The sequence below is a fragment of the Burkholderia sp. MSMB1072 genome (assembly GCF_001524725.1).
GTDB lineage: Bacteria > Pseudomonadota > Gammaproteobacteria > Burkholderiales > Burkholderiaceae > Burkholderia.
Map to the genome: position 1 here is coordinate 102018 of NZ_LOYC01000056.1, position 25772 is coordinate 127789.

Below are 25772 nucleotides of genomic sequence, written 5' to 3' on the forward strand. Positions count from 1 at the left end.
CGGTTCAGTGCAGCGTCGCGAGATACGCGGCGAGATCGTCGGCGTCGCGCGGCGCGAGCGCGATCGACGGCATCAGCGATTGCGGCTTGATCTGCTGCGCATGCGCGATCCAGCGGCGCAGGTTGTCGGGCGTGTTGTCGAGCGTGCCGGCCGCGAGCAGCCGGCGCGTGCCGACGTGCGTGAGATCGGGGCCCGCGTCGCCCGTTGCGTCGGTGCCGCGCACCGCGTGGCAGCCCGCGCAGCGCGCGGCGAACACGCGTTGGCCGCGGCGTTCGGCGCCGGCCGCGGGCGCCTGGGCCGGTTGGCGCTGCGCGGCGAGCCACGCACGAAATGCGGCCGGCGGCTCGGCCACCACTTCGAACGCCATGTGTGCGTGCTGCGCGCCGCAGTATTGCGAGCACTGCCCGCGATAGACGCCCGGCCGGTCGGCCTGCAGCCATTGGCGATTGGTCTGGCCGGGAATCGTCTGGGTCTTGCCGGCGAGTTGCGGCACCCAGAACGCATGAATCACGTCGGCGCTTTTCAGTTCGATCGCGATCGGCTCGCCCACCGGAATATGGATTTCGTTCGCGGTGACGAAGGCCGGGCCGCCGGCATCGTCCGGATAACGAACGGCCCACCACCAGTCGTACGCGGTCACCGCGATCGTCAGTGCGGGCGGGCGCGGCGGTGTCGCGATCGCGCCGAGCACGCGCAGCATGTAGACGAGCGCGCCGAACAGCAGCAGGATCGAGATCGCGGAGCCCACGGTCACGATCGTCAGCCCGCTGCCATGGCCGCCGCCCGCCCGCGCGCGACGGCGAAACAGCGCGATCAGCAGCAGCACGGCGATCGCGACGCAGACGAATAGGCACAGCGAGAGCAGCGCCCAGCCGAGCACGAAGACCGGCTGCGCGGCGGGGCCGGCCGCGTGCATGACGTAGGCGAGCGGCAGCGGCGCGGCCGGATTGCCGGACTCCGCAGGCTCGGCGGCCGCACGCGCGACGAGCGGCGCGACCGCCCACGCGAACGGTGCGATGCATGCGATATGACGCGTTTTTCTGAACAGCGGAACGAGCAACGCGACTCCTTGCCGATGGCGGCGGCATGACGAAAGCCGTTCGCGGCCGAGCAAGTTTCGTGCGTACGCGGCTCGCACGCTTGCGGCCGCGGCGAGGCGGAATGGCGCACGCAACGCGCCGGTGCGTTACAGCCGGTTTGTAAATCGGGTGGCCGTTCACGGCGCGCGCCGGCACGGTACGGTCCGCATGGGTCCACATCGTCCGCGGCATGTCGTTTGCTGCGCCGATCGCGTTCCGGCACGCAGCGGCGCAAAAGCTTCGTCGGCATGCCGGCCCTCATCGAAAAAAATCGAAAAACGGGAGGAACCGACCGTGAAGACCGTGGCGATCACCGGCGCGAGCGCCGGCGTCGGCCGTGCGACCGCCCACGCGTTCGCGCGGCGCGGCGCGAACGTCGCGCTGCTCGCTCGCGACCCGGGCGCACTGCACGACACCGCGTGCGAGGTGCGTGCGTACGGCGTCCGGGCGCTGCCGATCGCCGTCGACGTCAGCGATGCGGCCGCGCTCGACGCGGCCGCCGAGCGGATCGAACACGAGCTCGGGCCGCTCGACGTGTGGGTCAACAATGCGATGGTCACCGTGTTCGCGCCGTTCGACGCAATCTCGCCGGAAGACTATGCGCGCGTGACGGCCGTGACCTACCTCGGCTGCGTGTACGGCACGCGGGCCGCGCTTGCGCGTATGGCGCCGCGCAACCGCGGCACGATCGTGCAGGTCGGCTCGGCGCTCGCGTATCGGTCGATTCCGCTGCAAACGCCGTACTGCGGCGCGAAACACGCGATCCGCGGCTTTACCGACGCGCTGCGCTGCGAACTGCTGCATGCGCACAGCCGTGTGCGCTTGACGATGGTGCAATTGCCCGCGATCGACACGCCGCAGTTCGACTGGGCCGAATCCGTGCTGCCGCACGCGCCGCGTCCGGTTGCGCCGGTCTATGCGCCGGAGGTGGCGGCCGACGCGATCGTGCACGCCGCGCGGCATCCGTGCCGCGAGCGCTGGGTCGGCTGGCCGTCGCTCGCCGCGATCGTCGCGAACGGTATCGCGCCCGGTTGCTTCGATCGCTATCTCGCACGAACGGCGGTGCGCGGCCAGCAGCGCGCCGCGCCGGCCGGGCCGCGCCCGTCGAACCTGTGGGCGACCGTGCCCGGCGGGCATGCGACGCGCGGCGCGTTCACCGACGAAGCGTGCCGCACGGGCGTCGAGGCCGGGCTCGGCGCATCGCGTGCGCTCGCGTTCGGCGCGGTGCTCGCCGTGCTCGCGACCGCGCTCGCCGTCGCGCGCAAGTGGAACCGGTGAGGGCGATGCGGATCGAGGATTACGCGCTCGTCGGCGACGGTCGCAGCGCGGCGCTCGTCGCCCGCGACGGCAGCATCGACTGGCTGTGCTGGCCGGACTTCGATTCGCCGCCGTGCTTCGCCGCGCTCGTCGGTACGCCTGACAACGGCCGGTTCCGGATCGCGCCGAGCGACCCGGATGCGCGCGTGACGCGTCGCTATCTGCCGGGCACCGCGATACTCGAGACGACGTTCGATACGCCGTCCGGCTGCATCGTGATCACCGACTGGATGAGCTGGAACGCGCGCGATCCGTGCCTGATCCGCAGCGTGTGCGGCGAGCGTGGGACGGTCGACATCGACGTCGATCTCGGCGTGCGCTTCGACTATGGCAGCGCGCTGCCGTGGTGCCGACGTTTCGGCCGGCGCTGGCGGATGATGACGGGCGGCGATGCGATGTGGCTCGACACGGATGCGCGGCTCGACGTGCAGCGCGACCGGCTCGTCGGCACACGCCGGATCTCGGCGGGCGAGCGGACGGATTTCTGCATCAGTTACGCGCGTTCGTTCGACCCGGCGCCGGCCGTGCCCGATGCGTATGCGTCGCTGCGCGACACGCAGGCATTCTGGCGCGTCTGGTCGGATTGCAACGCGGCCGACGGCCCGTATCGCGACGCGGTCGAACGCGCGCTGATCACGGTCAAGCTGCTGTCGAGCCTGCGCACCGGCGGCATCGTCGCGGCGCCGACCAGTTCGTTGCCCGAGCGCTTCGGCGGCGCGCGCAACTGGGACTACCGGTTCTGCTGGCTGCGCGATGCGAGCTTCACGCTGCGCGCGCTGGTGCGCTGCGGCTATCGCGACGAAGCCGCGCGCTGGCGCGACTGGCTCGTGCGGGCGATCGCCGATCATCCGTCGCAGCTGCAGGTGCTGTATGCGGCCGACGGCGGCCGGCGCGCGGCCGAGTGGGAGGCCGCGCATCTGGCCGGTTACGAAGGCGCGCAGCCGGTGCGCTTCGGCAACGCGGCGGCCGACCAGTTGCAGCTCGACGTGTACGGCGAGGTGCTCGGCGCGCTGTATCAGGCGCGCCGGCACGGGCTGCCGCCCGACGACGACGCGTGGACGCTCGAGCGGCGCCTGCTCGAGCATCTCGCGACGATCTGGCGCGAGCCGGACGAAGGTATCTGGGAGGTGCGCAGCGGCCGGCACCCGTTCACGTCGTCGAAGGTGATGGTGTGGGCCGCGGTCGAAAGCGCGTACCGCTCCGCGCGCGCGTTCGGCCACCACGCGCCGCTCGACGTGTGGCGCCGCTGGGCCGACGCGGTGCGCGCGGAGGTGCTCGAGCGCGGCTACCACGCGCAGCTCGGCCGCTTCGTCGACCGTTTCGACGGCGATGGCATCGACGTCAGCCTGCTGCTGATTCCGCTCACGGGGATGCTCGACGCGTCCGACCCGCGCGTGGTCGAGACGGTCGCCGCGATCGAGCGCGAGCTGGCCGACGACGGCTTGCCGTTCCGCTATCGCCCGCCGCGTTTCGCGGACGGCTGCGAAGGCGACGAAGGCGCGTTTCTCGCGGCCGGCTTCTGGCTCGTGCAGGTGTACCGGATGCAGCGGCGCGACGACGACGCGCACGCGCTGTTCGAGCGGCTGCTCGGCTTGCGCAACGACGTCGGGCTGCTGTCCGAGGAGTACGACGTGAACGCGCGGCGCATGTGCGGGAATTTTCCGTTCACGCTCGCGCAGGTCGGGCTCGTGAATGCGGCGCTCGCGCTGCACGGCGACGGGCGGGACGACGTCGACATCGACTAGTCGCGCCGTTCCGCGCTTGCCGGGCTTACGATTCGCCTTTCCCTTCCTTGCTGCCCTTGCCGGCCTTGTCGCTGTGTTCGCCGTTGCCGGGCAGCACGGCCGACAGCACCTGCCGTGCGGTCTCGACGATCACGTTGGCTTCGCGCGCGTCGCCCTTCACCAGCATTTCGGCGAAATGCTTCGCCTGCTGCAGCGTCACGTGCGGCGGCAGCGGCGGCACCTCGGGGTCGCTCTTCACTTCGAGCACGACCGGCCGGTCGGACGCGAGCGCCTCGTCCCACGCGGCGCCGAGTTGCTCCGGATCGTCGACGTAGATGCCCTTGAGGCCGAGCAGCGTCGCGAAGCGGTAGTACGGCACGTTCGGGATCTGCTGCGACGCGTCGAATTTCGGGTCGCCCTCCATCACGCGCTGCTCCCACGTGACCTGGTTCAGGTCCTCGTTGTTCAGCACCATGCAGATCCAGCGCGGGTCGGGCCACTGGCGCCAGTATTTGGCGACCGTGATCAACTCGGCCATGTTGTTCATCTGCATCGCGCCGTCGCCGACCATCGCGATCACCGGGCGCACCGGATACGCGAATTTCGCGGCGATCGCATAGGGCACCGCGGCGCCCATCGACGCGAGCCCGCCGGACAGCGAGCCCATCATTCCGCGCCGCATCGTCAGATCGCGTGCATACCAGTTTGCGCAGGAGCCCGAATCGCTCGTCAGGATCACGTCGTCGGGCAGGCGCGGCGACAGCTCGGTAAACGCGCGCTGCGGATTGACGCCACGCCCCGCGCTGGCTTTCGCGGCCGCGCGGGCCGCGAGCGTCTCGTGCCAGTCGTGGTTCCATTTCGCGATCCGGTCGCGCCACGCGGTATCGCGACGCTCGTTCAAGAGCGGCAGCAGCGCGCGCAGCGTCTCGGCGCTGTCGCCGACCAGATTGACTTCCATCGGGTAGCGCAGGCTCAGCATGTCGGCCTTCAGGTCGATCTGCACGCCGCGCGCCTGGCCCTCCTTCGGCAGGAATTCCGAATACGGAAAACCGGAGCCGACGACCAGCAGCGTGTCGCATTCGGTCATCAGCTCGTAGCTCGGCTTGGTGCCGAGCAGCCCGATCGAGCCGGTGACCCAAGGCAGGTCGTCCGGCAGCGCGGCCTTGCCGAGCAGCGCTTTCGCGGCGCCCGCGCCGAGCCGGTCGGCCACCGCGATGACCTCGTCGGTCGCGTGCAGCGCGCCGGCGCCGACCAGCAGCGCGACTTTCGACCCTGCGTTGAGCACGTCGGCCGCGCGCCGCAGGTCGTCCGCATACGGCACGACTTTCGGCGCCGTATAGCCGACCCCCGAATGCACGGTGCCGTGCGCGCGTTTCGGCGGCGCGTAGTCGAGCTCCTGCAGGTCGTTCGGCAGCACGAGCGCGGTGACCGTGCGCGCGCCGAGCGCCGTGCGCACCGCGCGGTCGACCAGATGGCGCACCTGGCCCGGCACCGTCGCAAGCTGAACGAATGCGCCCGCAACGTCCTTGTAAAGCGCCGGAAGATCCACTTCCTGCTGATAGTGGCCGCCGAGCGACGCGCGCGCCTGCTGGCCGACGATCGCGAGCACCGGCATGTGGTCGAGCCGCGCGTCGTACAGGCCGGTCACGAGGTGGGCGGCGCCGGGGCCCGACGTCGCGACGCATACGCCGAGCTCGCCTGTAAATTTTGCATGCGCGGACGCCATGAAGGCCGCCATCTCCTCGTGGCGCGCCTGGATGAATTCGATCTTGCCGGCGGCGCGATTCAGCGCGCCGAAAAAGCCGTTGATGCCGTCGCCCGGGTAGCCGTAGATGCGGCGCACACCCCACTCGTACAGCCGCTCGACGATGAAATCCGCCACTGTCGCCATGCCGTTTCTCCTTGGTTCGGGATGAGCCGATGCGAGGCAGCGGCGCAAGGCACGTGCCGCGCCGCGCGCGTCGGGCACAGCGGTTGCACGCGTGGTCCGCAAGCAAAAAGCAAGTTGACCGGAGCGCAACGATGGCCCTTTCCGCCGCGCCGGCGATCGACGACGTGCGCGCTCGCGCGTATCGCGTGCCGACCGACCGGCCCGAAGCCGACGGCACCTATGCATGGACCGCGACGACGGTCGTCGTCGTCGAGATCGACGCGGGGCCTGTGACGGGGCTTGGCTATACGTACACGGACGCGAGCGCCGTGCCACTCGTGACGTCGCTGCTGGCCGGCGTATTGCGCCACCGGCCGGCGGTGGACATCCCGGCCGCCGTCGACGCGCTGTGGCGCGCGGTGCGCAACCTCGGCCGCAGCGGGATCGCGGCGACCGCGATATCGGCGCTCGATGCCGCGCTGTGGGATGCGAAGGCGAAACTCGCCGACGTGCCGCTCGCGCTGCTGCTGGGCCGCCTGCGCGAACGCGTGCCGGTGTACGGCAGCGGCGGGTTCACGACTTACGATGCGCCGACGCTCGCCGCGCAACTCGACGGATGGCGCGCCGAGCACGTGCGCGCGTGCAAGATCAAGATCGGCGTGGAGGACGCGCGCGATCCGGCGCGCGTGCACGCGGCGCGCGATGCGCTCGGGCGTGACGTCGACCTGTTCGTCGATGCGAACGGCGCGTACGCGCCGCGCACGGCGCTCGCGTTCGCGCAGGCGGCCGCCGATTGCGACATACGCTGGTTCGAGGAGCCCGTCAGCAGCGACGACGTCGCCGGGTTGCGATTCGTGCGCGAGCACGTCGGCGCGCGGGTGGACGTCGCGGCAGGCGAGTACGCGTATACGCCCGACGATTTCCGGCGCTTGCTGGAAGGCCGTGCGGTCGACGTGCTGCAGGCCGACGCGACGCGCTGCGGCGGCGTCAGCGGTTTTCTCGCGGCCGCCGCGCTCGCCGATGCGCACCACGTCGACCTGTCCGCGCATTGCGCGCCCGCGCTGCATCGGCACATCGGCTGCGCGGCGCCGCGCCTGCGCCACGTCGAATGGTTTCACGATCACGTCCGCATCGAGCGGATGCTGTTCGACGGCGCGCCGATGCTCGTCGACGGCGCACTGGAAATCGACGCGACGCGCGCCGGGCTCGGCCTCGAATTGCGCACCGCCGATCTGCTGGATTTCGCGCTTTAACCCCGACGAGGAGGAACGATGCGACACCGCCGACATCGCGCCGCCGAGCGCGACAGGCTGCTGGCCGACGCCGCGCGGCTGCTGAACCGCAGCGCGTTGCTGCTGGCCGGCTCGGTGCTCGCCGACAGCGGCGTCGAGCACTATCGCGGCACCTTTCACAATCGCGCGATGCTCGCGCCGCTCGCGATGTCGACGCTGTCGGTGATCGCGAGCGTGCACGGCCACGCGGACGATACGCCCGTGCGTCACCGGCTGCGCGACGCGGTGCACGTCGCATCGGCCGCGGTCGGCGTCGCCGGTTCCGCGTTCCACCTGTACAACGTGACGAAGCGGCCGGGCGGTTTCAGCTGGCACAACCTGTTCTATGGCGCACCGCTCGGCGCGCCGTTCGCGCTGCTGCTGTCGGGCGCGCTGGGCGCGGCGGGCGAGCGGCTGCGCGAGGGTCCCGCCGATGCGCCGCGGCTCGCCGGGCTGCCTGCCGGGCGGGCGCTTGCCGGGCTGGTCGCGGCAGGGCTCGTCGGCACGCTCGGCGAAGTCGGCTTGCTGCATTTTCGCGGCGCCTTCCAGCATCGCGCGATGTTCGCACCGCTCGTCGTGCCGCCGCTTGCCGCGCTGGCGACTGCCCGGCTCGCGCTGTCGCGCCCGCGTGCCGACCGGCGGTTCTGCCGCGGGTGGCTGCGCGCGACGGCCGTGCTCGGGTTCGTCGGCGTCGCGTTTCATGCGCGCGGCGTCGCGCGGCAGATGGGCGGCTGGCGCAACTGGTCGCAGAACCTGCTGTCGGGCCCACCGCTGCCGGCGCCGCCGAGCTTCACCGCGCTCGCGATCGCGGGGCTGGCCGCGACCGCGCTCGCCGAACAGGAGGCGTCATGAGCGATGCGAACCGCAAGCCGGTCGCGCTGCCGCGCTATCCGGGCTACGACGTGCTCGCCAAGCGCGACACGCCGTCGTGGAACGATGCGACGCGGCGCGCGATCGATGCGCGCCTGCGCGTGGCTGCGAATGCGCCGCGTCATCTGGATGCCGAACGATTCGCGACGCTCGGTGCGTTGTGCACGCGCATCGTGCCGCAGCAGCCGGGCGGCGCGGGCGCGATCCCGACCGCCGCGCTGGTCGACGCGCGGCTCGCGGCCGACGACGGCGACGGCTATCGCGATGCGCGTCTTCCCCCGCTGCGCGCCGCGTGGCAGACGGGCCTCGCCGCGCTCGACGCGATGGCGCTGCACGCGCACGGCTGCCCGTTCGCGGCGCTCGCCGCGCGCGACGCCGACGCGTTGCTGCACGCGGTACAGAAAGGCGACGTCGATCGACAGATGGAACCGGCCTGGGCCGGCATGGACCCGCGCACGTTCTTCGCGAAGCGCGTGCTGATGGATATCTGCGGCGCGTATTACGGCCATCCGTTCGCGTGGAACGAGATCGGCTTCGGCGGCCCCGCGAGCCCGCGCGGCTACGTGCGGATGGACTTCAACCGGCGCGACCCGTGGGAAGCGGAAATGCGCGTGGAGGAGGGCGATCGCGATGGCCGCCAATGAACCGCTGTCCGCCCCGTCGCCGCGCGGCCGCGACGGCCGTGCGCCCGATCCGTTGCGGGTCGGCGGCTGGTCGCCGATGCGGATGTTCCGCGACGACGACGCGGTCGATTTCGTGATCGTCGGCACCGGCGCCGGCGGCGGCACGCTCGCGTGCAAGCTCGCCGAATACGGCTTCTCGGTCGTCGCGCTCGACGCGGGCGCATGGTGGCGGCCCCTCGAGGAATTCGCGTCCGACGAGACGCATCAGCACAAGCTGTTCTGGACCGACGAGCGGATCTGCGACGGCGCCGATCCGCTCACGCTCGGCACCAACAACAGCGGCCGCGCGATCGGCGGCAGCACCGTGCACTTCGCGATGGTGTCGCTGCGGTTCCGGCCCGAGTGGTTTCGCTCGCGCACCGCGCTCGGCTACGGCGTCGACTGGCCGCTCGACTGGCGCGAGATGTGGCGTTACTACCGCGAGGTCGAACAGGCGTTGAAGATCAGCGGGCCGGTGAACTACCCGTGGGGGCCGTCGCGCCCGCGCTATCCGTATCGTCCGCACGAACTGAACGCGGCCGCGCTCGTGCTGGCGCGCGGCGCGGAGGCACTGGGCATCGACTGGACGCCGACGCCGCTCGCGACGCTGTCCGCGCCGCGCGGCCGCGCGCATCCGTGCGTGTACCGCGGCTTCTGCATCGCCGGCTGCGCGACCAACGCGAAACAGAGTGCGCTCGTCACGTGGATTCCGCGGGCGGTCGCGGCCGGCGCCGAAGTGCGCGATCTCGCGATGGCGCTGCGGATCGAGGCCGACGGCGATCGCGTGACCGGCGTGCACTACGCGCGCGACGGCCGCACCCGGTTCCAGCGCGCGCGCAACGTCGTCGTCGCCGGTTATGCGATCGAGACGCCGCGCCTGCTGCTGCTGTCCGCGAACGGGCGGCATCCGCAGGGGCTCGCGAACCGTTCGGGCCTCGTCGGCCGCTACCTGATGGCGCAGCTCAACCAGGCGTCGTGGGGGACGATGGACGACGAAGTGCGCTGGTACAAGGGGCCGCCGTCGCTGTCGATCACCGAGCACTGGAACTATGCGGACGAAGGCAAGGATTTCTTCGGCGGCTATTGCTGGATGAGCCAGGGGCCGCTGCCGATCGAATGGGCGCGCAAGGTCGCCGCGCGCGGGCTGTGGGGCGACGCGCTGAAGCGCGAGATGGCGCGCTACAACTTCCAGGCCGGCTTGAAGATCGTCGGCGAGACGCTGCCGCGCGCGGACAACCGCGTGACGCTCGCCGACGAACGCGACGCGTTCGGGTTGCCGGTCGCGCGCGTGACCTATTCGTACGACGACAACGATCGCCGGATGATCCGCCATGCGCTCGCGCAGATGGGGCGTTCGCTGGAAGCGGCCGGCGCGCGCGACATCTGGCACGAGGAGGACGACACGTGCCATCTCGCCGGCACCGTGCGGATGGGCGACGACCCGGCGACGAGCGTCGTCGATGCCGATTGCCGCAGTTGGGACATACCGAACCTGTGGGTGTGCGACGGCTCGGTGTTTCCGACGGTGGGCGGCGTGAATCCGTCGCTGACGATCCAGGCGATCGCGTGCCGCACCGCCGACCGCATCCGCGCGCTGGTCGCACGCGGCGATTCGCATGCGCGAGCGCGATGGCGGTGAATCGCGCGGCGCGGCCCCCGCAGCGACCGATACGACGCGTGCTTACGAGCGAGGATGCCGCGAGCGAACCGTTCACTTTCTTGTCGAGGAATCGTCTCATGCCAGTATTCAACCGTTCATCCCTGCGCCGTTGCGCCGCCTGCGCACTGCTGGCGGCGTGCGCGTCGGCGCTGCCCGCGGCCGGGCAGTTGCGCCCCGCCAATCCCGTCAGCGTGCCCGACACGTCCACGCAGGCGTTCAAGCGCGCCGACCGAAAAATGATGGAGGCGATGGAGAGTGCGCCGTACACGGGCGATGCCGACCGCGATTTCGTCGCGCACATGGCGCCGCATCACCAGGGCGCGATCGACATGGCGCAGGTCGAACTCAAATACGGCAAGGACCCGACGCTGCGGCAGCTCGCGAGCCGGATCGTCGCCGCGCAGCGCGACGAGATCGCGTTGATGGAGCGCTGGCAGAAGGAGCACGGCAAGACGCCGTGAGCCGCGATGCGATACGGCGATACGCAGCCGGCCGTACCGGTCGCGCCGCATCCGGCAAGCGACCCTGCCGAACGCGTGCCGCCGAGACGGCCGCGAATACGGGCAAAAGCGACAGGAGGCGCGACGCATGGACGGTGAGCACGAGGCGGCAGGCCGCTCGATCGACAGCGTGGCCGACTACATGGCCGTGATCGGCGCGCAGCGTCGGACGATGGCGCTGCGGCTCTTTCGCGGCCAGTGCAACGCCGGCTGGCCGCTCGTGCCGGGCATCGCGCGGCAGCGCGCGTCGCCAGACGTCGAAGCGCGGATGCTGGACGAATTCACGCGGCGCGCGCTGCCGCATCTCGAACCCGGGCAGAACCTCGATGCGTGCGACTGGCTCGCGCTCGCGCAGCAGCACGGGATGCGCACGCGTCTGCTCGACTGGTCCGGCAACGCACTGGCCGCGCTGTGGTTCGCGGTCAGGCGCGCGGGCGAATCGGGCGGCGACGGCGTGGTGTGGTGCCTGTCGCACGACGCCGACGACATCGCGACCGCCGCCGAACGGCGCGCCCCGCTGCAGGTCGCGCGCACCAAGGTGTTCCGGCCGCGCCACGTGATGCCGAGAATCACCGCGCAGGATGGCTGGTTCACGATTCACTGTTACGACGCCGGCGCCGAGCGTTTCGTGCCGCTCGACGAGCATGCGGACTTCGCCTGCCGCCTCATGCGCATCGTCGTGCCGGGCGCCCGGTTCGCGACGATCCGGCAGGAGCTTGCCGGCGTCGGCGTGAGCGTCGCGACGATCTTTCCGGATCTCGACGGCATCGCACAGCTGACCGACACGCGCTTTTTCCCGGACGACGAGGACACGCACGCGCCGCAGTGAAGCCGCCGCCGGATGGGGTGTGCGGGCGGGCACGCGCGATGCTCGTCTCGACGGCGCGCAGACGGGACCGAACCCCGAGCGGCCCTCGCTTGCGTGCGCTTCGCGGCGGGCGGCGACGCGGTTCATGCGCATTCAAACCAACCATCGAATCGGAGGCTCTCATGCGCGAACCCAACGAACCACCGCGCGACCGTCGCGACACGGCGTGCGAGGCCGGCGCCGGTTCCCGGCCGGCCGGGCACGCCGTCACCCGCGCGTTCGAACGTTTTGCGTCGAGCGTGACCACCTGGGCCGGCTCGCCGGTGGCGTTCGGCAGCGCGGTCGCCATCACCGTGCTGTGGCTCGTGAGCGGGCCGGTGTTTCACTACTCCGACGCGTGGCAGCTCGTCATCAATACCGGCACCACGATCATCACGTTCCTGATGGTGTTCCTGCTGCAACGCAACCAGAACCGCGACAGCGTGGCGTTGCATCTGAAGCTCGACGAACTGCTCGCGGTGACGCGCGCGGCGAGCGACCGGCTGATCGGGATCGAGGATGCGTCGGAGGAAGAGTTGCGCGCGCTGGCGCAAACCTACGTCGACATGGCGCAGCGCGCGGCCGAGCGCGGCGAGGACGAGCCGGGCGGCAAGCGCGCGGAAACGGCCGGCACGCCCGAATCCTGATCTTCCGATTTTCCGGTCTTCAGGTCGAGCGATGCGCGGCCCGATGATTTTTCAAACGCTTGTCGTTTCCGGCGCCGCATCGCCGCGCGACGGCTTGCACGCGACGCTTGCACCGGGGAACGGCACGTGCTGCATACCGAAACGAAGCCCGGCTGTCCCGGGTATTGCCTACGGTGCCTCCATGAACTCCAGAACCCCTTCGAATCCGTTGTTGAATCTTGCGGTGGCCGTTGCGTGCGGGGCGGCCGCGATGTACTTCCTCGATCCTTCGTCCGGCCGGCGGCGACGCGCTTATTTGCGCGACAAGGCGGTTGCGGGCCGGCATGGCGTGGCCGATTATGCGAATACGCAGGCGAAGCGGGCGGCCGACCATGCGCGCGGCGCGATTGCCGGCCTGCGGGCGGACTGGCTCGCGGGCGATGCGAGCGACGTGCAGGTCGCCGAGCGCGTGCGTGCTGCGCTCGGCCGGCTCGTCGGTCGCCCGCGCGACATCGACGTGAGCGTCGAGCGCGGCAACGTGTGCCTGACCGGGCAGGTCGAGGAGTCCGAACGGCAGGCATTGATCGACGGCGTCGCCGCATTGCATGGCGTGCGTCACGTCGAGGATGCGATGGGCGCGCGCAGCGAATACAAGGCGCCGCCCGGCAGTCATGCGCACTGACGCGGCGGCGGCTGCCCGCACCGGCGGGCCGGTGAACGAATACGACAAGCATTCGGCGCACGCACGGCTGCCGGCACGACGGCGGCCTGGCGCCCCAACCGGAGCAAGCCCATGACCGACCGCCAGCCCCCCGACACGACGCCTCCGCATCCGGAGCCCGGCGCGCACGACGCGCTCGAACACCTGCTCGGCAGCCTGCATCGGCACGGTTTCCTGCGCTTCGCGAACGAGGTGGTCAGCGCGAACGCGCGGCTGGCCGACACGTTCGTCGACGCGCTCGACAAACCCGGCATGCAGAGCGGCATGCAGAATCTCGCCATGCTCGTGACGGCGCTGTCGCGCATTCCGCCGGAACAGTTCGGCCGCGCCGCGTTTGCGGCAGCCGACGCGTTGCATCACGTCGGCGCATGGCAGCCGGCACAGCACGAGCATGTCGCGCCCGGCGTGCGCGGCATCTACCGGCTGCTGCACGACGAGGCGCTGTGGGATGCGTTGACGCCGCTTCTCGAAGGATTGAAGGTCTTCGCGCAAGGGCTCGCGCGCGATCCGCAATCCCCGGTCGCCGGACTCAACGAGGCGACGAAAGACGCGTGACCGGCGCCGGCGGCAGGCCGCACGCGGCGCACAGGTCCGCGAACTGACGGATGATGCGCTGCGTCGGCGCGCTCGCCGGCCAGTGCGGCACCGCGTGGATCCCGACCCAGCGGCACAGCGCGATTTCCCGGCCCGGGCACGCGTGCGCGCCGCGCGGCAGGTTCGCGACGAATACGTGATGGCGTTTCACGCTGCCGTCCACGTAGAAGAAATAGGCGAGCTCGAGATCGGCGAGCCCCGTTTCCTCCCGAAGTTCGCGATGCGCGGCGTCGAGCGCCGATTCGCCCCGGCGAATCACGCCGCCCGGCAGCGTCCAGCGCGACGACGGTCCGCGGGCGACCAGCAGCACGCGTTGGTTGCGATGGCAGACGATCGTCGCGCGTTCCTTCGCCAACGGCGCCAGCGGTACCGCGCGAACAGGGAAATCGGACGGGTCGGGGAGCGTCATGAAGGGCAGGCGACGGGTGATTGAAAGATCCATGATCCGGTGCCGCAACATGCGTTCCTGCGTCGCCGCCGCGCCGGCCGTCGCGCGAGCGTTTCGGGGCCGCCTGTCGGGCCGTCGTCCGCGATTTTTCAACGGCTTGTCATTTCTGCCGCCGCCTGTCGCGGCCACGCGGGCGGCGATTCCGTGCGGCGCGCGGCGCTCACGAATCGCCGTGTTCGCTCGATGGCGTGGGATGCGGCGGCGTCCCGCCTTCCGGCTCCGCCGGCTTGCCTTCGGCCGGGTCGCGGGCGCTGCGCGGCGGCGGCGTGGCTGTGCCACGGCGCTTGCCTTCGGGGCCGGGCGTGCTGTCGCCGCGATCTTCGTTGCGCGTGTCGGTATCGAGTGAGGTCGAGCGCTTCATGGTTCGCGAGTCCTGTCGGGGCCGTCGAAGCGTACGTGTCGCGCATCGGGCGTGCCGGGTTCGGGCTGCCGGTTTCGGGCGAAGCACGCCCCGGGTCCGCTGTTTGCTTGAGCGCGCGCTTGAGGTCGGCGCGGGCAATGACGCTCGCGGCCACCGCCTGGAGTTCCGTTTATGCCCGATGCGATCCTGTGCCCGTTGTCCGTTCGTGAGCGATTTGGCGCCGCGGTCCGGCGCGCGCTGACGCCCGGACCGCCCGGCACCGGCGCGCCGGACGCGTTCGCGTCGGCGGCGGCCGGTGTCGCCCTGTCGACGCCGCTGCACGCCCGCTGGCCGACCGAGCTCGCGCGTGCGGGCGACGGCCAGTCCGGCGGCGGCAGCGGCTCGGCGGCCGCGCCGGGTCGCAACGACGGCGAGCGCCCGACCGACGCCCCGGGCGGCGGTGGCGGCGATGATCATCCGCACGACGATCGCGGCGGCCGCACCGGCGGCGACGGAGAGGGCGGCAACGGCGACGGCGAACGCAAGCGCCCCGGCAAAAAGCCGCTGATCATCCTCGGCGCGGTGGTGGTCGTGCTGCTCGTCGCCGGGTTCGTCTGGTGGTTCGCGACGCGCAACCAGGTCAGCACCGACGATGCGTATACCGACGGCAACGCGGTCGCGGTCGCGCCGCACGTGTCCGGCTACGTGACGCGGCTGGCGATCGACGACAACACGTTCGTGCGGCGCGGCGACGTGCTCGTCGAGATCGATCCGCGCGACTACCGCGCGCAGGTCGACGCGGCGCAGGCGCAGCTCGGTCTCGCGCAGGCGCAGCTCGACGCGGCGGGCGTGCAGCTCGATATCGCGCGCGTGCAGTATCCGGCCCAGTACCGGCAGGCGCGTGCGCAGATCGAATCCGCGGAAGCCGCGTACCGGCAGGCGCTCGCCGCGCAGACGCGGCAGCGCGCGGTCGATGCGCGCGCGACGTCGCAGCAGGCGATCGACGCCGCCGACGCGCAGCGCGCGACCGCCGACGCGAACGTCGCGATGGCCCAGGCGCAGGCGCGTACCGCGAGCCTCGTGCCGCAGCAGATCCGGCAGGCCGAGACGGCCGTCGAGGAACGCCGCCAGCAGGTGCTGCAGGCGCGCGCGCAGCTCGAGACGGCTAACCTGAACCTGTCGTATTGCGAAATGCGTGCGCCGTCCGACGGCTGGGTCACGCGACGCAACGTGCAACTGGGCTCGTTCCTGCAACCGGGCACGTCGATCTTCTCGATCGTCACGCCGCGCGTGTGGATCACCGCCAATTTCAAGGAGTCGCAGCTCGAGCGGATGCGCATCGGCGACCGCGTCGACGTGTCGGTCGACGCGTACCCCGATCTCGACCTGCACGGCCACGTCGACAGCATCCAGCTCGGCAGCGGCTCGCGCTTCTCCGCGTTTCCGACCGAGAACGCGACCGGCAACTTCGTGAAGATCGTGCAGCGCGTGCCGGTGAAGATCGTGCTCGACGGCCCGCTGCCGACCCGTCCGCCGCTCGGTCTCGGCCTGTCGGTCGAGCCGACCGTCCACCTGAAATGACCGGCCGCCGTGCCGCGGCCGGTTTCGACCGGAGCGATCCGATGCCCGATACCCGCATGCCGTTCCCGCCTGACGAGGCCCGCCGATGAACCGGCCGCCCGATCGCAGCGGCGCATCCGATGGCACGTGGCGTCCCGCCGCGAACCCGTGGCTCATCGCGATCGTCGTCACGCTCGCCGCGTTCATGGAAATCCTCGACACGACGATCGTCAACGTCGCGCTGCCGCACATCGCCGGCACGATGTCGGCGAGCTACGACGAGGCGACCTGGACGCTCACGTCGTATCTCGTCGCGAACGGCATCGTGCTGCCGATCTCGGGCTTCCTCGGGCGCATGCTCGGCCGCAAGCGCTACTTCCTGCTGTGCATCGCCGCGTTTACCGTGTGCTCGTTCATGTGCGGCGTCGCGACCAACCTCGGCGAACTGATCGTGTTCCGCGTGCTGCAGGGGTTGTTCGGCGGCGGGCTGCAGCCGAACCAGCAGTCGATCATCCTCGATACGTTTCCGCCCGAGCAGCGCAACCGCGCGTTCTCGATCTCGGCGATCGCGATCGTCGTCGCGCCGGTGCTCGGGCCGACGCTCGGCGGCTGGATCACCGACCATTTCTCGTGGCGCTGGGTGTTTCTGCTCAACGTGCCGATCGGCGCGCTGACCGTGCTCGCGGTGATGCAGCTCGTCGAGGATCCGCCGTGGCGGCGCGGCGCCGACCGCGGGATCTCCATCGACTACATCGGCATCGGGCTGATCGCGATCGGGCTCGGTTGCCTGCAGGTGATGCTCGATCGCGGCGAGGACGAGGACTGGTTCGGCTCGAACTTCATCCGCGTGTTTGCCGTGCTGTCCGCACTCGGGTTGATCGGCGCGACGCTGTGGCTGCTGCGCACGAAGAAACCGGTGGTCGACCTGTCGTGCCTGCGCGATCGCAATTTCGCGCTCGGCTGCGTGACGATCGCGACGTTCGCGGCCGTGCTGTACGGCAGCGCGGTGATCGTGCCGCAGCTCGCGCAGCAGCGTCTCGGCTACACGGCGACGCTCGCGGGCCTCGTGCTGTCGCCCGGCGCGCTGCTGATCACGCTCGAGATTCCGCTCGTGAGCCGGCTGATGCCGCACGTGCAGACGCGCTATCTCGTCGGGTTCGGTTTCGTGCTGCTGTGCGCCTCGCTGATCTATTCGCGCACGCTGGTGCCCGACATCGACTACACGCACCTCATGATGATCCGGTGTGCGCAGTCGCTCGCGATCGGCTTCATGTTCGTGCCGATCACGACGCTCGCGTACCTGACCGTGCCGCAGCGGCTCAACGACGACGCGTCCGCGCTGTTCACGATGTTCCGCAACGTCGCGGGCTCGATCGGCATCTCGGTGTCGACCGCCCTGATCCGCGAACGCACGCAGGCGCGCATGGCCCATCTGTCCACGCACATGTCGACGCTGTCGCAGAACTTCCAGGACGCGCTGCAGGAGAACGCGCGCGCGATCGCCGCGCTGACGGGCGCGCCGCCGCCGGCCGCGCTGCAGACGGCGAACGGGCGGCTGTACGAGACATTCATCGCGCAGGCGACGATCCTCGCGTATATCGACGTGTTCGCGATCCTCGCGGTGTTCTGCGCATTCAGCATTCCGCTGACGTTCCTGTTCACGCCGGCGAAGGCCGCGGGCGGCGCGGGAGGGCATTGACATGCGCATGCATCGGGAGCACCGCAACCGCCGCTGGATTCGCGCTATCGCGTGTCGCGCGGTGACGATATTCATCGGATGCGTCGGTATCGCAAGCTGCACCGTCGGACCCGACTACCAGCCGCCGCACGCGGACGCGCCGGACACCTGGCATGCGATGCAGGCGGACGGCCGGGCGGCGGCCCCCGCATCCGGCGTGGCCGTCCGGTCTTCGCCGACGATCGACGCCGACCCCGATCCGCGCTGGTGGCGCGCGTTCGGCGATCCGCTGCTCGACCGGCTCGTCGAGCGCGCCGCGCACGACAACCTCGATGTGCAGGCCGCCGTGCTGCGCATCGCACAGGCGCGCGCGCAGGTTCGCGCCGCGGCCGCGCAGGGTTTGCCGGACGTGCGTGCGACCGCCAGCTACCAGCGCGAACAGCTCGGCCTGAAAGGCATCGTCGAGGAGCAGGGCATCGACCAGCGCGTCGATCGTCTCGGCGCGCCGGGATCGCCGCTCGACCGGTTCGGGCCGGGAACCGGCGCGCGCGTGCAGCAAGGCGCGCGCGGCGCGCTCGATGCCCTCGAAGCGCCGGTCAACCTGTGGCAGGCCGGGTTCGACGCGTCGTGGGAACTGGACCTGTTCGGGCGCGTGCGCCGCTCGGTCGAAGCGGCCGGCGCCCAGACGAGCGCGGCGGTCGCGAGCCGCGACGACGCGCTGCTGTCGCTCGAGGCCGAGGTCGCGCAGACCTATCTGCAACTGCGCGGCGCGCAAGCGCAGCGCGCGCTGGCCGACGACCTGCAACGCGCGCAGCGCGACCTGCTCGACCTGACGCGCGAGCAGGCCGCGCATGGTCTCGCGAGCGATCTCGACGTGCGCAGCGCCGACGCGCGGCTCGCGCAGATTCGCGCCCAACTGCCGCAGTTCGACCAGCAGATCGTGCTGCTGCGCAACGGTCTCGCGTACCTGGTCGGCGGCGCGCCGGGCGCGCTCGACGACTGGCTTGCCGCCCCGCGCGCGTTGCCGGACGTGCCGCCGACCGTACCCGTCGGCTTGCCGTCGACGCTCGCGCGCCGGCGCCCCGACATCCGCCGCGCGGAGGCCGAACTGCATGCGGCCACCGCCGACGTCGGTGTCGCGGTCGCACAGTTCTATCCGGACATTTCGCTGACGGGGCAGGTCGGCCTGCGCGCGTCGCACGTGCGCGAACTCGCGCACTGGTCGCATCTGTTCTATGCGTTCGGCCCGGCCGTGTCCCTGCCGATCTTTTCCGGCGGCGCGCTCGTGTCGAACCTGCGGCTGTCGCAGGCGCGCCAGGCCGAGGCGGCGCTCGCCTACCGGCAGGCGGTGCTCGTCGCGCTGCGCGACGTCGACAATGCGTTGGCCGTGTACCGCACCGATCAGGCGCGCGCGGCCGCGCTCGACGATGCGGTGAAGGCCGAACAGGGCGCGCTGGACCTCGCGCGCGATCGTTACCGAAAGGGTTTGTCGCCGTTCCTCGACGTGCTGGACGCCGAGCGGCAATGGTCGGAGGGCCGGCAGCAGGCCGAGCAGGGTGCGTTGCAGACGACGACCGATCTCGTCGCGCTGTACAAGGCGCTCGGCGGCGGATGGCAGGCCGGCGCGGGCACGAATGCGGATACCGGTACGGCTCGCCCGCAATAGCTGCGAGCGCGCGCCGGACATCGCGGGCCGCGCGTGCGATGCCGTTCGTCGGTCCACGCGCGGCCTCAATCCCACGCGTGCTTGCTGAACTGATAGCCCCTGGAGCGGATGGTCTTGATCCGTTTCGGTTCGTTCGCATCGTCGCGCAGCTTGCGGCGCAGCTTCGAGATGCGGCCGTCGATCGAACGATCGAGGCCGTCGAACGCGATGCCGCGCAGCAGCAGTGTCAGCTCTTCCCGGCTGACCACCTCGCCCGCGCGGCACACGAGGGCCCACAGCAGGTCGAATTCGGTCGACGTCAAACGCGGCACGCTGCCGTCGGGAAGATGCACGCGGCGATCGGCCCGGTCGATCGAAAACTTGCCGAATACGTATCGCTGCGGCGTATCGGGCACGGGGTCGCTCGCCGGCACGCGCGTGCGCCGCAACTGCGCCTTGATCCGCGCGAGCAGCAGGCGCGGCTCGACCGGCTTGCGGAGAAAATCGTCCGCACCGAGTTCCAGGCCGAGCAATTCGTCGAACGGTTCGTCGCGGCCCGTCACCATGATCACGATACCGTCGTAATGCACGCGCGCTTCGCGGCAGATCTCGAAACCGTCCTTGCCCGGCAGGTTGACGTCGAGCAGCACCAGGTCGGGGCGGCTCGCGACGATCGCCGGCACCGCGCCGGCACCGTCGTACAGCGTATCCACCTGGTAATGATGCTTGCGCAGATAGTCGGCGATCAGCGCGGACAGCGGGACGTCGTCTTCGACGAGCAGGATTCGGATCGGCATCGGTAAGCGAAGGGGGCAAAACGGGAAGGTGGCGAGCGGTCAGGCCCAGTCCGAGCGCGTCGTAGCCGAAGCGACGTGGATGATACTGCGCAACATTCCGGCGGTATGTGACGAAATCTGAATCGTTCGGTGAACTGAGCTATGGGCCAATCGCTGCTGGAAGGGGGAAAGTGCGGGGCGGGCGGCGCCGGGCCGCGGGTGAGATCGAAACGGGTCGATGCGAGATCCGGCGCGGCGCGCGCGACGATGCGCGAGCGGGCATCCTTCAGACGAAAACGTTTGCGCCAATCCGGCGTCGCGAATCTCGCCCGCACCGGCCGAACCTAAGCCAGGCAAGGTTAGTCGACATATCATTACAAAATATTACCGACGTTGCCGCGTCTCGCTCCCTACAATTCCCGAACCTGACTCGCGCGCATCGCATACTGCGGTGGCGTCCGTTTCCCGGTCGCATCGACTGCCTGCTTCGGCGACACGTCGAGTCATGCTGCGCGCATGCGTGACCGGAGGCGCACGGGTCGGATCGACGCCGCGCCGGCTCCCGGCGAGCGGGCAAGCGGACAGTGCGAATTATTCACGGGGAGGCGAAATGACGCCGTTGCAAGTCGTCCTGAGTCTCGAGTCGCTCACGCATGCGATCGAAGCAGCGGTGGCGCGTGCCGACTGGAGCGAGGCCGTCCGGGCTGCCGAGAGGCGTTCGGCGTTCATCGTTGCGCTCGCGCCCGATCAACCGGACGAGGTCGTGTCGGCGCTGATGAAACTGCAGGAGATCGACGTCCGGATCTCCACCGTCGCGCGCGACACGCTGGAGGCGCTCATCGCGGAAGGCTGGGCGGCGTTGCACGCGGCCCGCGCGACAACGAGCGCGCCGAGTGTGCGGCCGCAGTCGCACGACACCGGTGCCGCGGAAACGCGACACTGAGATTCGTTTCTTTCGGTGGTGGCATGAAATTCAGAAAACGCGCCGGGCAAGTCGAGGCAACGCGCTGGTTCGCCGACGGCGACCATGAACGGGTAGAGCGCCGTCACGGCAAGTGGGCGGTCGCGACGCCGGAAGGCTGGCGCTCGGTGAAGCCGGGCGACTGGATCCTGCGCGACGAATGCGGCAACTGCTGGCCGATGGACGACGGCCTGTTCATGCATTGCTACGAACCGGTCGCCGATTGACCCGGCGCCGGCTCGCCTCGCTCAGCGACACTTTCGCGAAAACATCAACGAATCGGCGTCGTTGAAGCGGATGCGCTGCGGCTCGCCGTAACCGGCTTTCTCCGCGACCCGAATCGATGCGACGTTGGTCGGCGCGATCAGGCATACGCTGCGCTCGAACCGCTGCTGCGCGTCGAGCCATCCGAGCGCGGCCGCGAGCGCCTCGGTCGCGTAGCCGTTGCCCTGCGCCCACGTCGCCAGCGCCCAGCCGGCTTCCGGCACGCCGCGAATCGGCGGCTCGATGTTCCGGTGGAAATCCGCGAAGCCGAGATCGCCGACATAGCGGCCCGACGCCTTTTCGCGGATCGCCCAGTAGCCATAGCCGAGCAGCGGCCACAGCCCGCGATACGCGAGCATGCGCATCCACGAGTCGCGCGGCTTGGAAGGCTCGCCGTTGAAGATGTGCGCGACGACGCCGGGTTCCGCCCACATCGCGGCGAGTGCATCGAAGTCGCCGAGCGGATGGCCTTCGAGAATCAGGCGCGGCGTATCGAGAACGGGCGGGGACGAGACGGAGGGGGCGGCGCTGAATGTCATCGGGCGTTCCATGAGGAAGGGATGGCGACGCAGGGCGCCGCGCTTGAGCCCCGTACGATACCGCTAAACGGCGATGTGGATGCAATCCCCGTCCGCATCGGCGCATGCGACCGCATCATGCGGATGGCCGGGGGCCGGCGGTGCTCGCACGGACCGGCTCGCGTGACGGCGTCGCGGTCTGGTGCGCGTCACGCGGGGCGCTCGACGAATGCGGGGCCGTTCGCCGCCGTGTGGCGAATACCGGTGCGAACACGGCCTGGGGTGAGTTGTCGGTCCGCTTGCTGACAACGGCAATCGACGCGCCTGCGTGTTGCGTACAACGCGAGATCGTGCCCGTGCCGAATGGCGGGTTACTTGCGGCTCTTCAGGAAATTGCGCCCCTGCGCGGTGATCGACGCGCCGGAGCGTCCGTTCGCCGCATGGCTGACGAAGCCCGCGCCGACGAGTTCCTGTTCGATCGACCAGCCGAGCGCCGGCGCGTCGCGGCCGTAGCGAACATCGGCGAGGCGTTCGAGCGCCCAGATCGCGGAGGCCGACAGGTTGGGGGTGTTGGACGTCAGGTTGTCGTTCATCGCTTCCTCGGGAAATGGCGTTTCGGGGTGGACGGCGCGCGGCCGCGGGATCGGCGGCGCCGAGCATCAGCTTGCCTGGAGCAACGGCAGCAGCGCGTGCAGCGCCGCTTCCTCGTCGGGGCCGATGGCGAGCACCTGGGCCGACGTGCCGCCGTGAACCTGGAGCGCCGCAATCGCGCCGCTGTCTTTTGCGTTGCTGCCGAGCCCGTTCGCGATCAACTGGATGTCGCTCTCGAAGCGGCGTGCCGCGGCGACGGCCGCGTCGCGCGCGGCGCGACCCCGATTGCGGTTCCATGCGGGGCCGATTTCAACGTACACGACGGTTGCCACGATGCTGGAAAGCCTCCGGGCGGGTGGGCGCGGCAGCGCGCGACATGCACGGTTGCGCACGTGCTGCGGGACCTCGGGCGGCCGGCGCGCAGATTTCCCGCAGGGTTGCGAGGCGCCGGCCGGGCGGATTGCATGCGTCATTCGGCGCGAACTTGCCGACATCGGCTGCAAAGGTGCGTTCAAATTCGCGGATTGTCGAAAGTGGACGATTATAATGCATCGGCCCGATCATGTGAATTGCATTATAATGCCGTGTGCGCCGATGCCGGCCTGCGGTCCTGCCGCGGGCGAGTCGCCGCACCTCCGGGCGCGCAACCTGCTCGCCCGGCATCGTCGATCGACCCGAATGCCTCCCCGAATGGAAACCGCAATGAACGCCCCCGCCTGCCCGCAATGCGCGATGGAAAACACTTACCCTGACGTCGCGCTGACCGTGTGCGCGGACTGCGGCCATGAATGGTCGGCCGACGCCGGCGCCGAGGCCGGCGACGAACCGGCAGGCGACGTCGTCAAGGACGCGAACGGCAACGTGCTGTCGGACGGCGATTCGGTGGTGCTGATCAAGGATCTGCGCGTGAAGGGTTCGTCGATCACGCTGAAGATGGGCACCAAGGTCAAGAGCATCCGGCTCGTCGGCGGCGATCACGAAGTCGATTGCAAGACCGACATGGGCGGCTTCATGCTGAAGGCGTGCTACCTGAAGAAGGTCTGAGCGCGCGGTTAGGCGACCGTTGCATCCGCGTTTTCATCCGCCGCGTTTTCAGCCGAGTACCCGCGCATGGCCGAGGATCGAACTTCCTACGACGCGTTCGTCAGGTTCCTGGCGACGCCGCTGAACGACGGCCGGCCGTTCGTGCTGAAGACGCAGCACGCGCTCTCGCTGCACTTCGATCATTTCAGCACCCAAAGCTTCATGTCGCTGCGCGATCCGGTGCAGCTGACGCTCGGTTATACGCGCGTGATGATGGGTTTCCTGCTGCTGCAGGCCGAGCCCGCACACATCTGCATGCTCGGGCTCGGCGGCGGTTCGCTCGCGAAGTACTGCTATCGCCACCTGCCCGGCACGGCGATCGACGCGGTCGAGATCAATCCGGATGTGATCGCGCTGCGCAACGTGTTCAGGATTCCTGCCGACGATGCGCGCTTTCGCGTGGTATGCGCGGACGGTGCGGATCATCTGGAACGGGCGGACGTCCGCACGGACGTGATCCTGCACGATGCGTTCGTCGCCGACGGTATGCGCGGCCGCTGTACGGGTCGCACCTTCCTCGATGCGTGCCGCGCGCGCCTGAGCGAGTCCGGGGTGCTCGCGATCAACTTCATGGACGACGATCCGGCATTGCCGCAACACCTCGAGCAACTGCGAGCGGTATTCGGTTCGTCGTATGCGCTGGCGCCGTGCGGCGACGACAACAACTTCGTTGCATTCGCATGGAAGGACGGCAGCCGGCTGCCGTCGTTGCGTATCCTGCTGGAGCGGGCGCTCGCCTGCCCGCAGGCCGGCGAGCTGAAGCTGGCGGCCACCGCGAGGCGCATGAAGCACGGCGAGGGCATCGATCCACGCCGGCTGGTCTGGCGCGCGCAGTCGCACGAATGCTGGGAGATCGGCGCGTAACGGTCGTTGCGGATACCTGGGGGCACTGAGCGGCGGCGCGCGCCTTTGCGGTCGCGCTTACTTCACGCGCTTGCCGATCGCGCTGCGGGTCTTGTACGTGACGCCGTGCCGGTCGAGATATTCGCGGATCAACTGCCGCACGACTTGCGATGGCGTAAGATCCTGCTCCGCGCAGAGCATCTCGAAGGCTTCCTTCTTCGCGGGATCGATCAGGACGGTCAGGCGGGCGGTTTTCGTTTCCATGACGGGGCGAGGGTGGTCGATATGTTAATCAAATTATAATCGATCCGCTTTCGGCGTTAGCGTGCGCAAGCACCGCCCGTAGCGCACGATCAGCGTCTGCTGCGCAGCAGCGCGAGCAGGTCGTCGATCACCGGCACGATCGCCAGCGTGACCAGCATCGCGGCGAGCGGCACGGTCGATACGTAGCCCACGTGCTTGAAACCGATGGCGCCGGCGAGGCCGCCGACGAAGAACGACGCGAGCATCGTCGCGTGAATCCTCAGTTTCGAACGGTTGGCGATCACCGCGTGCGCGTCGACGTCGATGGCGGAGCGGTTCCAGTAGAACAGCTTCCCGAGTTCGATGCCAAGGTCGGTCACGATGCCCGTCACGTGCGTCGTGCGAATCTCCGCGCCCGACAGCTTCGTGATCGTCGCGTTCTGCAGCCCCATGATGAAGCACAGCAGCGTCACGGTCACCGGCACGAAGAAGGTTTCCCACAGCGCGAGATGGCTGCCGAGCAGCCCGAACAGCAACAGCAGCGCGGCTTCGACCAGCAGCGGCAGCATGAACTGGCTGTGCAGCCCGCGGCGGCGCCCCCAGTTGACGAGGATTGCCGAGCAACTGGCGCCGATCAGGAACGACCCGAGCGAGCTGATGCCGGCGAGCGCGAACCGCACGTCGCCGAGCGCCGTCTGGTCGGCGATCGCCGACACGATCCCGCTCATGTGCGACGTGTACTGCTTGACCGCGAGAAAACCGCCGGCATTGGCCGCGCCGGCGACGAACGCGAGCGAAAACCCGAGCTGGCGGTTCGCGGTCGCACTACGGTGTTTCCCCGTCAGGTTTCGGAAGTACTGCGCTGGCATAAGGGCTTCGCTCAATCGTCGCGGGTTCGCGGGTACGGGCGGAAAACCGCTGCGGGCGGCGTGACGGGCACACCGCCCGCAGCGGATGCCGGGCCATCGAATCATGTGATCAACATGGTAATGTCATTATCATACTCTGTTGGCTGGATGGTGCTTTCAGTACAATGATGCAAAGTGCCGCTGGCTGGCCGTTTCGCCGCTGTGCGGCGCGC

28 protein-coding genes are annotated in these 25772 nt (G+C 69.8%); 18 read left to right on the forward strand and 10 right to left on the reverse strand.

Going from position 1 to position 25772, the window contains the following annotated elements; translation table 11 throughout:
* Positions 1-4: 4 nt before the first annotated feature.
* Complete coding sequence (gene coxB / locus WS89_RS25295; protein WP_059794212.1) at positions 5-1060, reverse strand: cytochrome c oxidase subunit II; 1056 nt, start codon at positions 1058-1060, stop codon at positions 5-7.
* A gap of 313 nt (positions 1061-1373) precedes the next feature.
* Here coxB and WS89_RS25300 point away from each other — a divergent pair, with 313 nt between their 5' ends.
* A complete protein-coding gene (locus WS89_RS25300; protein ID WP_059794214.1) occupies positions 1374-2357 on the forward strand; it encodes an SDR family oxidoreductase in 984 nt (327 codons plus the stop codon).
* Between the two features lie 5 nt (positions 2358-2362).
* Positions 2363-4141 carry a glycoside hydrolase family 15 protein gene (locus WS89_RS25305; protein ID WP_059794216.1) on the forward strand — a complete coding sequence of 593 codons (1779 nt, stop codon included), beginning with the start codon at positions 2363-2365 and terminating at the stop codon, positions 4139-4141.
* A gap of 25 nt (positions 4142-4166) precedes the next feature.
* Here WS89_RS25305 and WS89_RS25310 read toward each other — a convergent pair whose 3' ends face one another.
* The gene (locus tag WS89_RS25310; RefSeq protein WP_059794217.1) at positions 4167-6011 is read right to left on the reverse strand and encodes a thiamine pyrophosphate-requiring protein; all 1845 of its coding nucleotides are present in this window, start codon (positions 6009-6011) and stop codon (positions 4167-4169) included.
* Between the two features lie 131 nt (positions 6012-6142).
* Here WS89_RS25310 and WS89_RS25315 point away from each other — a divergent pair, with 131 nt between their 5' ends.
* The 9 genes from WS89_RS25315 (at position 6143) to WS89_RS25355 (ending at position 13702) form a co-directional block, all read left to right on the forward strand.
* Positions 6143-7243, forward strand: coding sequence for an enolase C-terminal domain-like protein (locus WS89_RS25315; RefSeq protein ID WP_059794219.1), 1101 nt, complete (start codon positions 6143-6145; stop codon positions 7241-7243).
* An 18-nt stretch (positions 7244-7261) separates the two neighbouring features.
* A complete protein-coding gene (locus tag WS89_RS25320) occupies positions 7262-8113 on the forward strand; it encodes a hypothetical protein (protein ID WP_059794221.1) in 852 nt (283 codons plus the stop codon).
* Complete coding sequence (locus WS89_RS25325) at positions 8110-8775, forward strand: gluconate 2-dehydrogenase subunit 3 family protein (RefSeq protein WP_059794223.1); 666 nt, start codon at positions 8110-8112, stop codon at positions 8773-8775. The genes WS89_RS25320 and WS89_RS25325 overlap by 4 nt, the downstream gene beginning before the upstream one ends.
* Positions 8762-10432 (forward strand): GMC family oxidoreductase, encoded by a 1671-nt coding sequence (locus tag WS89_RS25330; protein ID WP_059794224.1) that lies wholly within the window; start codon positions 8762-8764, stop codon positions 10430-10432. The genes WS89_RS25325 and WS89_RS25330 overlap by 14 nt, the downstream gene beginning before the upstream one ends.
* Before the next feature lie 98 nt (positions 10433-10530).
* Positions 10531-10914: a CopM family metallochaperone gene (gene copM, locus WS89_RS25335; RefSeq protein ID WP_059499348.1), complete on the forward strand. Its 384-nt coding sequence runs from the start codon at positions 10531-10533 to the stop codon at positions 10912-10914.
* A 127-nt stretch (positions 10915-11041) separates the two neighbouring features.
* Positions 11042-11782 (forward strand): FRG domain-containing protein, encoded by a 741-nt coding sequence (locus WS89_RS25340; RefSeq protein WP_059794226.1) that lies wholly within the window; start codon positions 11042-11044, stop codon positions 11780-11782.
* Between the two features lie 161 nt (positions 11783-11943).
* Entirely contained in the window at positions 11944-12447 is a 504-nt protein-coding gene (locus tag WS89_RS25345; RefSeq protein ID WP_059499312.1) for a low affinity iron permease family protein, read from the forward strand.
* Positions 12448-12628: 181 nt separating this feature from the next.
* Positions 12629-13108 carry a BON domain-containing protein gene (locus tag WS89_RS25350; protein WP_059794228.1) on the forward strand — a complete coding sequence of 160 codons (480 nt, stop codon included), beginning with the start codon at positions 12629-12631 and terminating at the stop codon, positions 13106-13108.
* Between the two features lie 111 nt (positions 13109-13219).
* Positions 13220-13702, forward strand: coding sequence for a hypothetical protein (locus WS89_RS25355; protein ID WP_059794230.1), 483 nt, complete (start codon positions 13220-13222; stop codon positions 13700-13702).
* Here the strand turns inward: WS89_RS25355 and WS89_RS25360 are convergent.
* Entirely contained in the window at positions 13677-14150 is a 474-nt protein-coding gene (locus WS89_RS25360) for an NUDIX hydrolase (RefSeq protein WP_059499315.1), read from the reverse strand. The genes WS89_RS25355 and WS89_RS25360 overlap by 26 nt on opposite strands.
* 199 nt (positions 14151-14349) lie before the next feature.
* The gene (locus tag WS89_RS25365; protein ID WP_059499316.1) at positions 14350-14550 is read right to left on the reverse strand and encodes a hypothetical protein; all 201 of its coding nucleotides are present in this window, start codon (positions 14548-14550) and stop codon (positions 14350-14352) included.
* 171 nt (positions 14551-14721) lie between these two features.
* Between WS89_RS25365 and WS89_RS25370 the strand changes: the two genes are divergently transcribed.
* The 3 genes from WS89_RS25370 (at position 14722) to WS89_RS25380 (ending at position 19433) form a co-directional block, all read left to right on the forward strand.
* Positions 14722-16110 carry an HlyD family secretion protein gene (locus WS89_RS25370; RefSeq protein WP_059794232.1) on the forward strand — a complete coding sequence of 463 codons (1389 nt, stop codon included), beginning with the start codon at positions 14722-14724 and terminating at the stop codon, positions 16108-16110.
* Positions 16111-16195: 85 nt separating this feature from the next.
* Positions 16196-17788 carry a DHA2 family efflux MFS transporter permease subunit gene (locus WS89_RS25375; protein WP_059794234.1) on the forward strand — a complete coding sequence of 531 codons (1593 nt, stop codon included), beginning with the start codon at positions 16196-16198 and terminating at the stop codon, positions 17786-17788.
* Between the two features lies 1 nt (position 17789).
* The gene (locus tag WS89_RS25380; RefSeq protein ID WP_059499319.1) at positions 17790-19433 is read left to right on the forward strand and encodes an efflux transporter outer membrane subunit; all 1644 of its coding nucleotides are present in this window, start codon (positions 17790-17792) and stop codon (positions 19431-19433) included.
* Between the two features lie 65 nt (positions 19434-19498).
* Here the strand turns inward: WS89_RS25380 and WS89_RS25385 are convergent, their stop codons facing one another.
* Positions 19499-20209 carry a response regulator gene (locus WS89_RS25385; protein ID WP_059499320.1) on the reverse strand — a complete coding sequence of 237 codons (711 nt, stop codon included), beginning with the start codon at positions 20207-20209 and terminating at the stop codon, positions 19499-19501.
* Positions 20210-20798: 589 nt separating this feature from the next.
* Here WS89_RS25385 and WS89_RS25390 point away from each other — a divergent pair.
* The gene (locus WS89_RS25390) at positions 20799-21131 is read left to right on the forward strand and encodes a hypothetical protein (protein WP_059794235.1); all 333 of its coding nucleotides are present in this window, start codon (positions 20799-20801) and stop codon (positions 21129-21131) included.
* Positions 21132-21154: 23 nt separating this feature from the next.
* Positions 21155-21376, forward strand: coding sequence for a hypothetical protein (locus WS89_RS25395; RefSeq protein ID WP_059794237.1), 222 nt, complete (start codon positions 21155-21157; stop codon positions 21374-21376).
* A gap of 21 nt (positions 21377-21397) precedes the next feature.
* Here WS89_RS25395 and WS89_RS25400 read toward each other — a convergent pair whose 3' ends face one another.
* From WS89_RS25400 to WS89_RS34315, 3 genes are all read right to left on the reverse strand, one after another.
* Complete coding sequence (locus WS89_RS25400; RefSeq protein ID WP_059794238.1) at positions 21398-21964, reverse strand: GNAT family N-acetyltransferase; 567 nt, start codon at positions 21962-21964, stop codon at positions 21398-21400.
* Between the two features lie 338 nt (positions 21965-22302).
* Entirely contained in the window at positions 22303-22524 is a 222-nt protein-coding gene (locus tag WS89_RS25405; RefSeq protein WP_034209183.1) for a hypothetical protein, read from the reverse strand.
* Positions 22525-22590: 66 nt separating this feature from the next.
* The gene (locus WS89_RS34315) at positions 22591-22854 is read right to left on the reverse strand and encodes an HPr family phosphocarrier protein (protein ID WP_059794240.1); all 264 of its coding nucleotides are present in this window, start codon (positions 22852-22854) and stop codon (positions 22591-22593) included.
* A gap of 358 nt (positions 22855-23212) precedes the next feature.
* Between WS89_RS34315 and WS89_RS25415 the strand changes: the two genes are divergently transcribed.
* Together WS89_RS25415 and WS89_RS25420 are read left to right on the forward strand one after the other, a co-directional pair.
* The gene (locus WS89_RS25415) at positions 23213-23566 is read left to right on the forward strand and encodes a zinc ribbon domain-containing protein YjdM (protein WP_373558396.1); all 354 of its coding nucleotides are present in this window, start codon (positions 23213-23215) and stop codon (positions 23564-23566) included.
* Between the two features lie 66 nt (positions 23567-23632).
* A complete protein-coding gene (locus WS89_RS25420) occupies positions 23633-24469 on the forward strand; it encodes a spermidine synthase (protein WP_059794242.1) in 837 nt (278 codons plus the stop codon).
* 57 nt (positions 24470-24526) lie between these two features.
* Here WS89_RS25420 and WS89_RS25425 read toward each other — a convergent pair whose 3' ends face one another.
* Positions 24527-24712 (reverse strand): ribbon-helix-helix protein, CopG family, encoded by a 186-nt coding sequence (locus WS89_RS25425; RefSeq protein ID WP_006489181.1) that lies wholly within the window; start codon positions 24710-24712, stop codon positions 24527-24529.
* An 89-nt stretch (positions 24713-24801) separates the two neighbouring features.
* A complete protein-coding gene (locus WS89_RS25430; RefSeq protein WP_059499325.1) occupies positions 24802-25560 on the reverse strand; it encodes a YoaK family protein in 759 nt (252 codons plus the stop codon).
* Positions 25561-25772 lie beyond the last annotated feature (212 nt).

Excerpts from the sequence above, each read along its gene's own strand:
- WS89_RS25305 (WP_059794216.1), top strand. The coding sequence starts at position 2,363 with ATGCGGATCGAGGATTACGCGCTCGTCGGCGACGGTCGCAGCGCGGCG.
- WS89_RS25310 (WP_059794217.1), bottom strand. The coding sequence starts at position 6,011 with ATGGCGACAGTGGCGGATTTCATCGTCGAGCGGCTGTACGAGTGGGGT.
- WS89_RS25315 (WP_059794219.1), top strand. The coding sequence starts at position 6,143 with ATGGCCCTTTCCGCCGCGCCGGCGATCGACGACGTGCGCGCTCGCGCG.
- WS89_RS25320 (WP_059794221.1), top strand. The coding sequence starts at position 7,262 with ATGCGACACCGCCGACATCGCGCCGCCGAGCGCGACAGGCTGCTGGCC.
- WS89_RS25325 (WP_059794223.1), top strand. The coding sequence starts at position 8,110 with ATGAGCGATGCGAACCGCAAGCCGGTCGCGCTGCCGCGCTATCCGGGC.
- WS89_RS25330 (WP_059794224.1), top strand. The coding sequence starts at position 8,762 with ATGGCCGCCAATGAACCGCTGTCCGCCCCGTCGCCGCGCGGCCGCGAC.
- copM (WP_059499348.1), top strand. The coding sequence starts at position 10,531 with ATGCCAGTATTCAACCGTTCATCCCTGCGCCGTTGCGCCGCCTGCGCA.
- WS89_RS25340 (WP_059794226.1), top strand. The coding sequence starts at position 11,042 with ATGGACGGTGAGCACGAGGCGGCAGGCCGCTCGATCGACAGCGTGGCC.
- WS89_RS25345 (WP_059499312.1), top strand. The coding sequence starts at position 11,944 with ATGCGCGAACCCAACGAACCACCGCGCGACCGTCGCGACACGGCGTGC.
- WS89_RS25350 (WP_059794228.1), top strand. The coding sequence starts at position 12,629 with ATGAACTCCAGAACCCCTTCGAATCCGTTGTTGAATCTTGCGGTGGCC.
- WS89_RS25355 (WP_059794230.1), top strand. The coding sequence starts at position 13,220 with ATGACCGACCGCCAGCCCCCCGACACGACGCCTCCGCATCCGGAGCCC.
- WS89_RS25360 (WP_059499315.1), bottom strand. The coding sequence starts at position 14,150 with ATGACGCTCCCCGACCCGTCCGATTTCCCTGTTCGCGCGGTACCGCTG.
- WS89_RS25365 (WP_059499316.1), bottom strand. The coding sequence starts at position 14,550 with ATGAAGCGCTCGACCTCACTCGATACCGACACGCGCAACGAAGATCGC.
- WS89_RS25370 (WP_059794232.1), top strand. The coding sequence starts at position 14,722 with ATGCCCGATGCGATCCTGTGCCCGTTGTCCGTTCGTGAGCGATTTGGC.
- WS89_RS25375 (WP_059794234.1), top strand. The coding sequence starts at position 16,196 with ATGAACCGGCCGCCCGATCGCAGCGGCGCATCCGATGGCACGTGGCGT.
- WS89_RS25380 (WP_059499319.1), top strand. The coding sequence starts at position 17,790 with ATGCGCATGCATCGGGAGCACCGCAACCGCCGCTGGATTCGCGCTATC.
- WS89_RS25385 (WP_059499320.1), bottom strand. The coding sequence starts at position 20,209 with ATGCCGATCCGAATCCTGCTCGTCGAAGACGACGTCCCGCTGTCCGCG.
- WS89_RS25390 (WP_059794235.1), top strand. The coding sequence starts at position 20,799 with ATGACGCCGTTGCAAGTCGTCCTGAGTCTCGAGTCGCTCACGCATGCG.
- WS89_RS25395 (WP_059794237.1), top strand. The coding sequence starts at position 21,155 with ATGAAATTCAGAAAACGCGCCGGGCAAGTCGAGGCAACGCGCTGGTTC.
- WS89_RS25400 (WP_059794238.1), bottom strand. The coding sequence starts at position 21,964 with ATGGAACGCCCGATGACATTCAGCGCCGCCCCCTCCGTCTCGTCCCCG.
- WS89_RS25405 (WP_034209183.1), bottom strand. The coding sequence starts at position 22,524 with ATGAACGACAACCTGACGTCCAACACCCCCAACCTGTCGGCCTCCGCG.
- WS89_RS25415 (WP_373558396.1), top strand. The coding sequence starts at position 23,213 with ATGGAAACCGCAATGAACGCCCCCGCCTGCCCGCAATGCGCGATGGAA.
- WS89_RS25420 (WP_059794242.1), top strand. The coding sequence starts at position 23,633 with ATGGCCGAGGATCGAACTTCCTACGACGCGTTCGTCAGGTTCCTGGCG.
- WS89_RS25425 (WP_006489181.1), bottom strand. The coding sequence starts at position 24,712 with ATGGAAACGAAAACCGCCCGCCTGACCGTCCTGATCGATCCCGCGAAG.
- WS89_RS25430 (WP_059499325.1), bottom strand. The coding sequence starts at position 25,560 with ATGCCAGCGCAGTACTTCCGAAACCTGACGGGGAAACACCGTAGTGCG.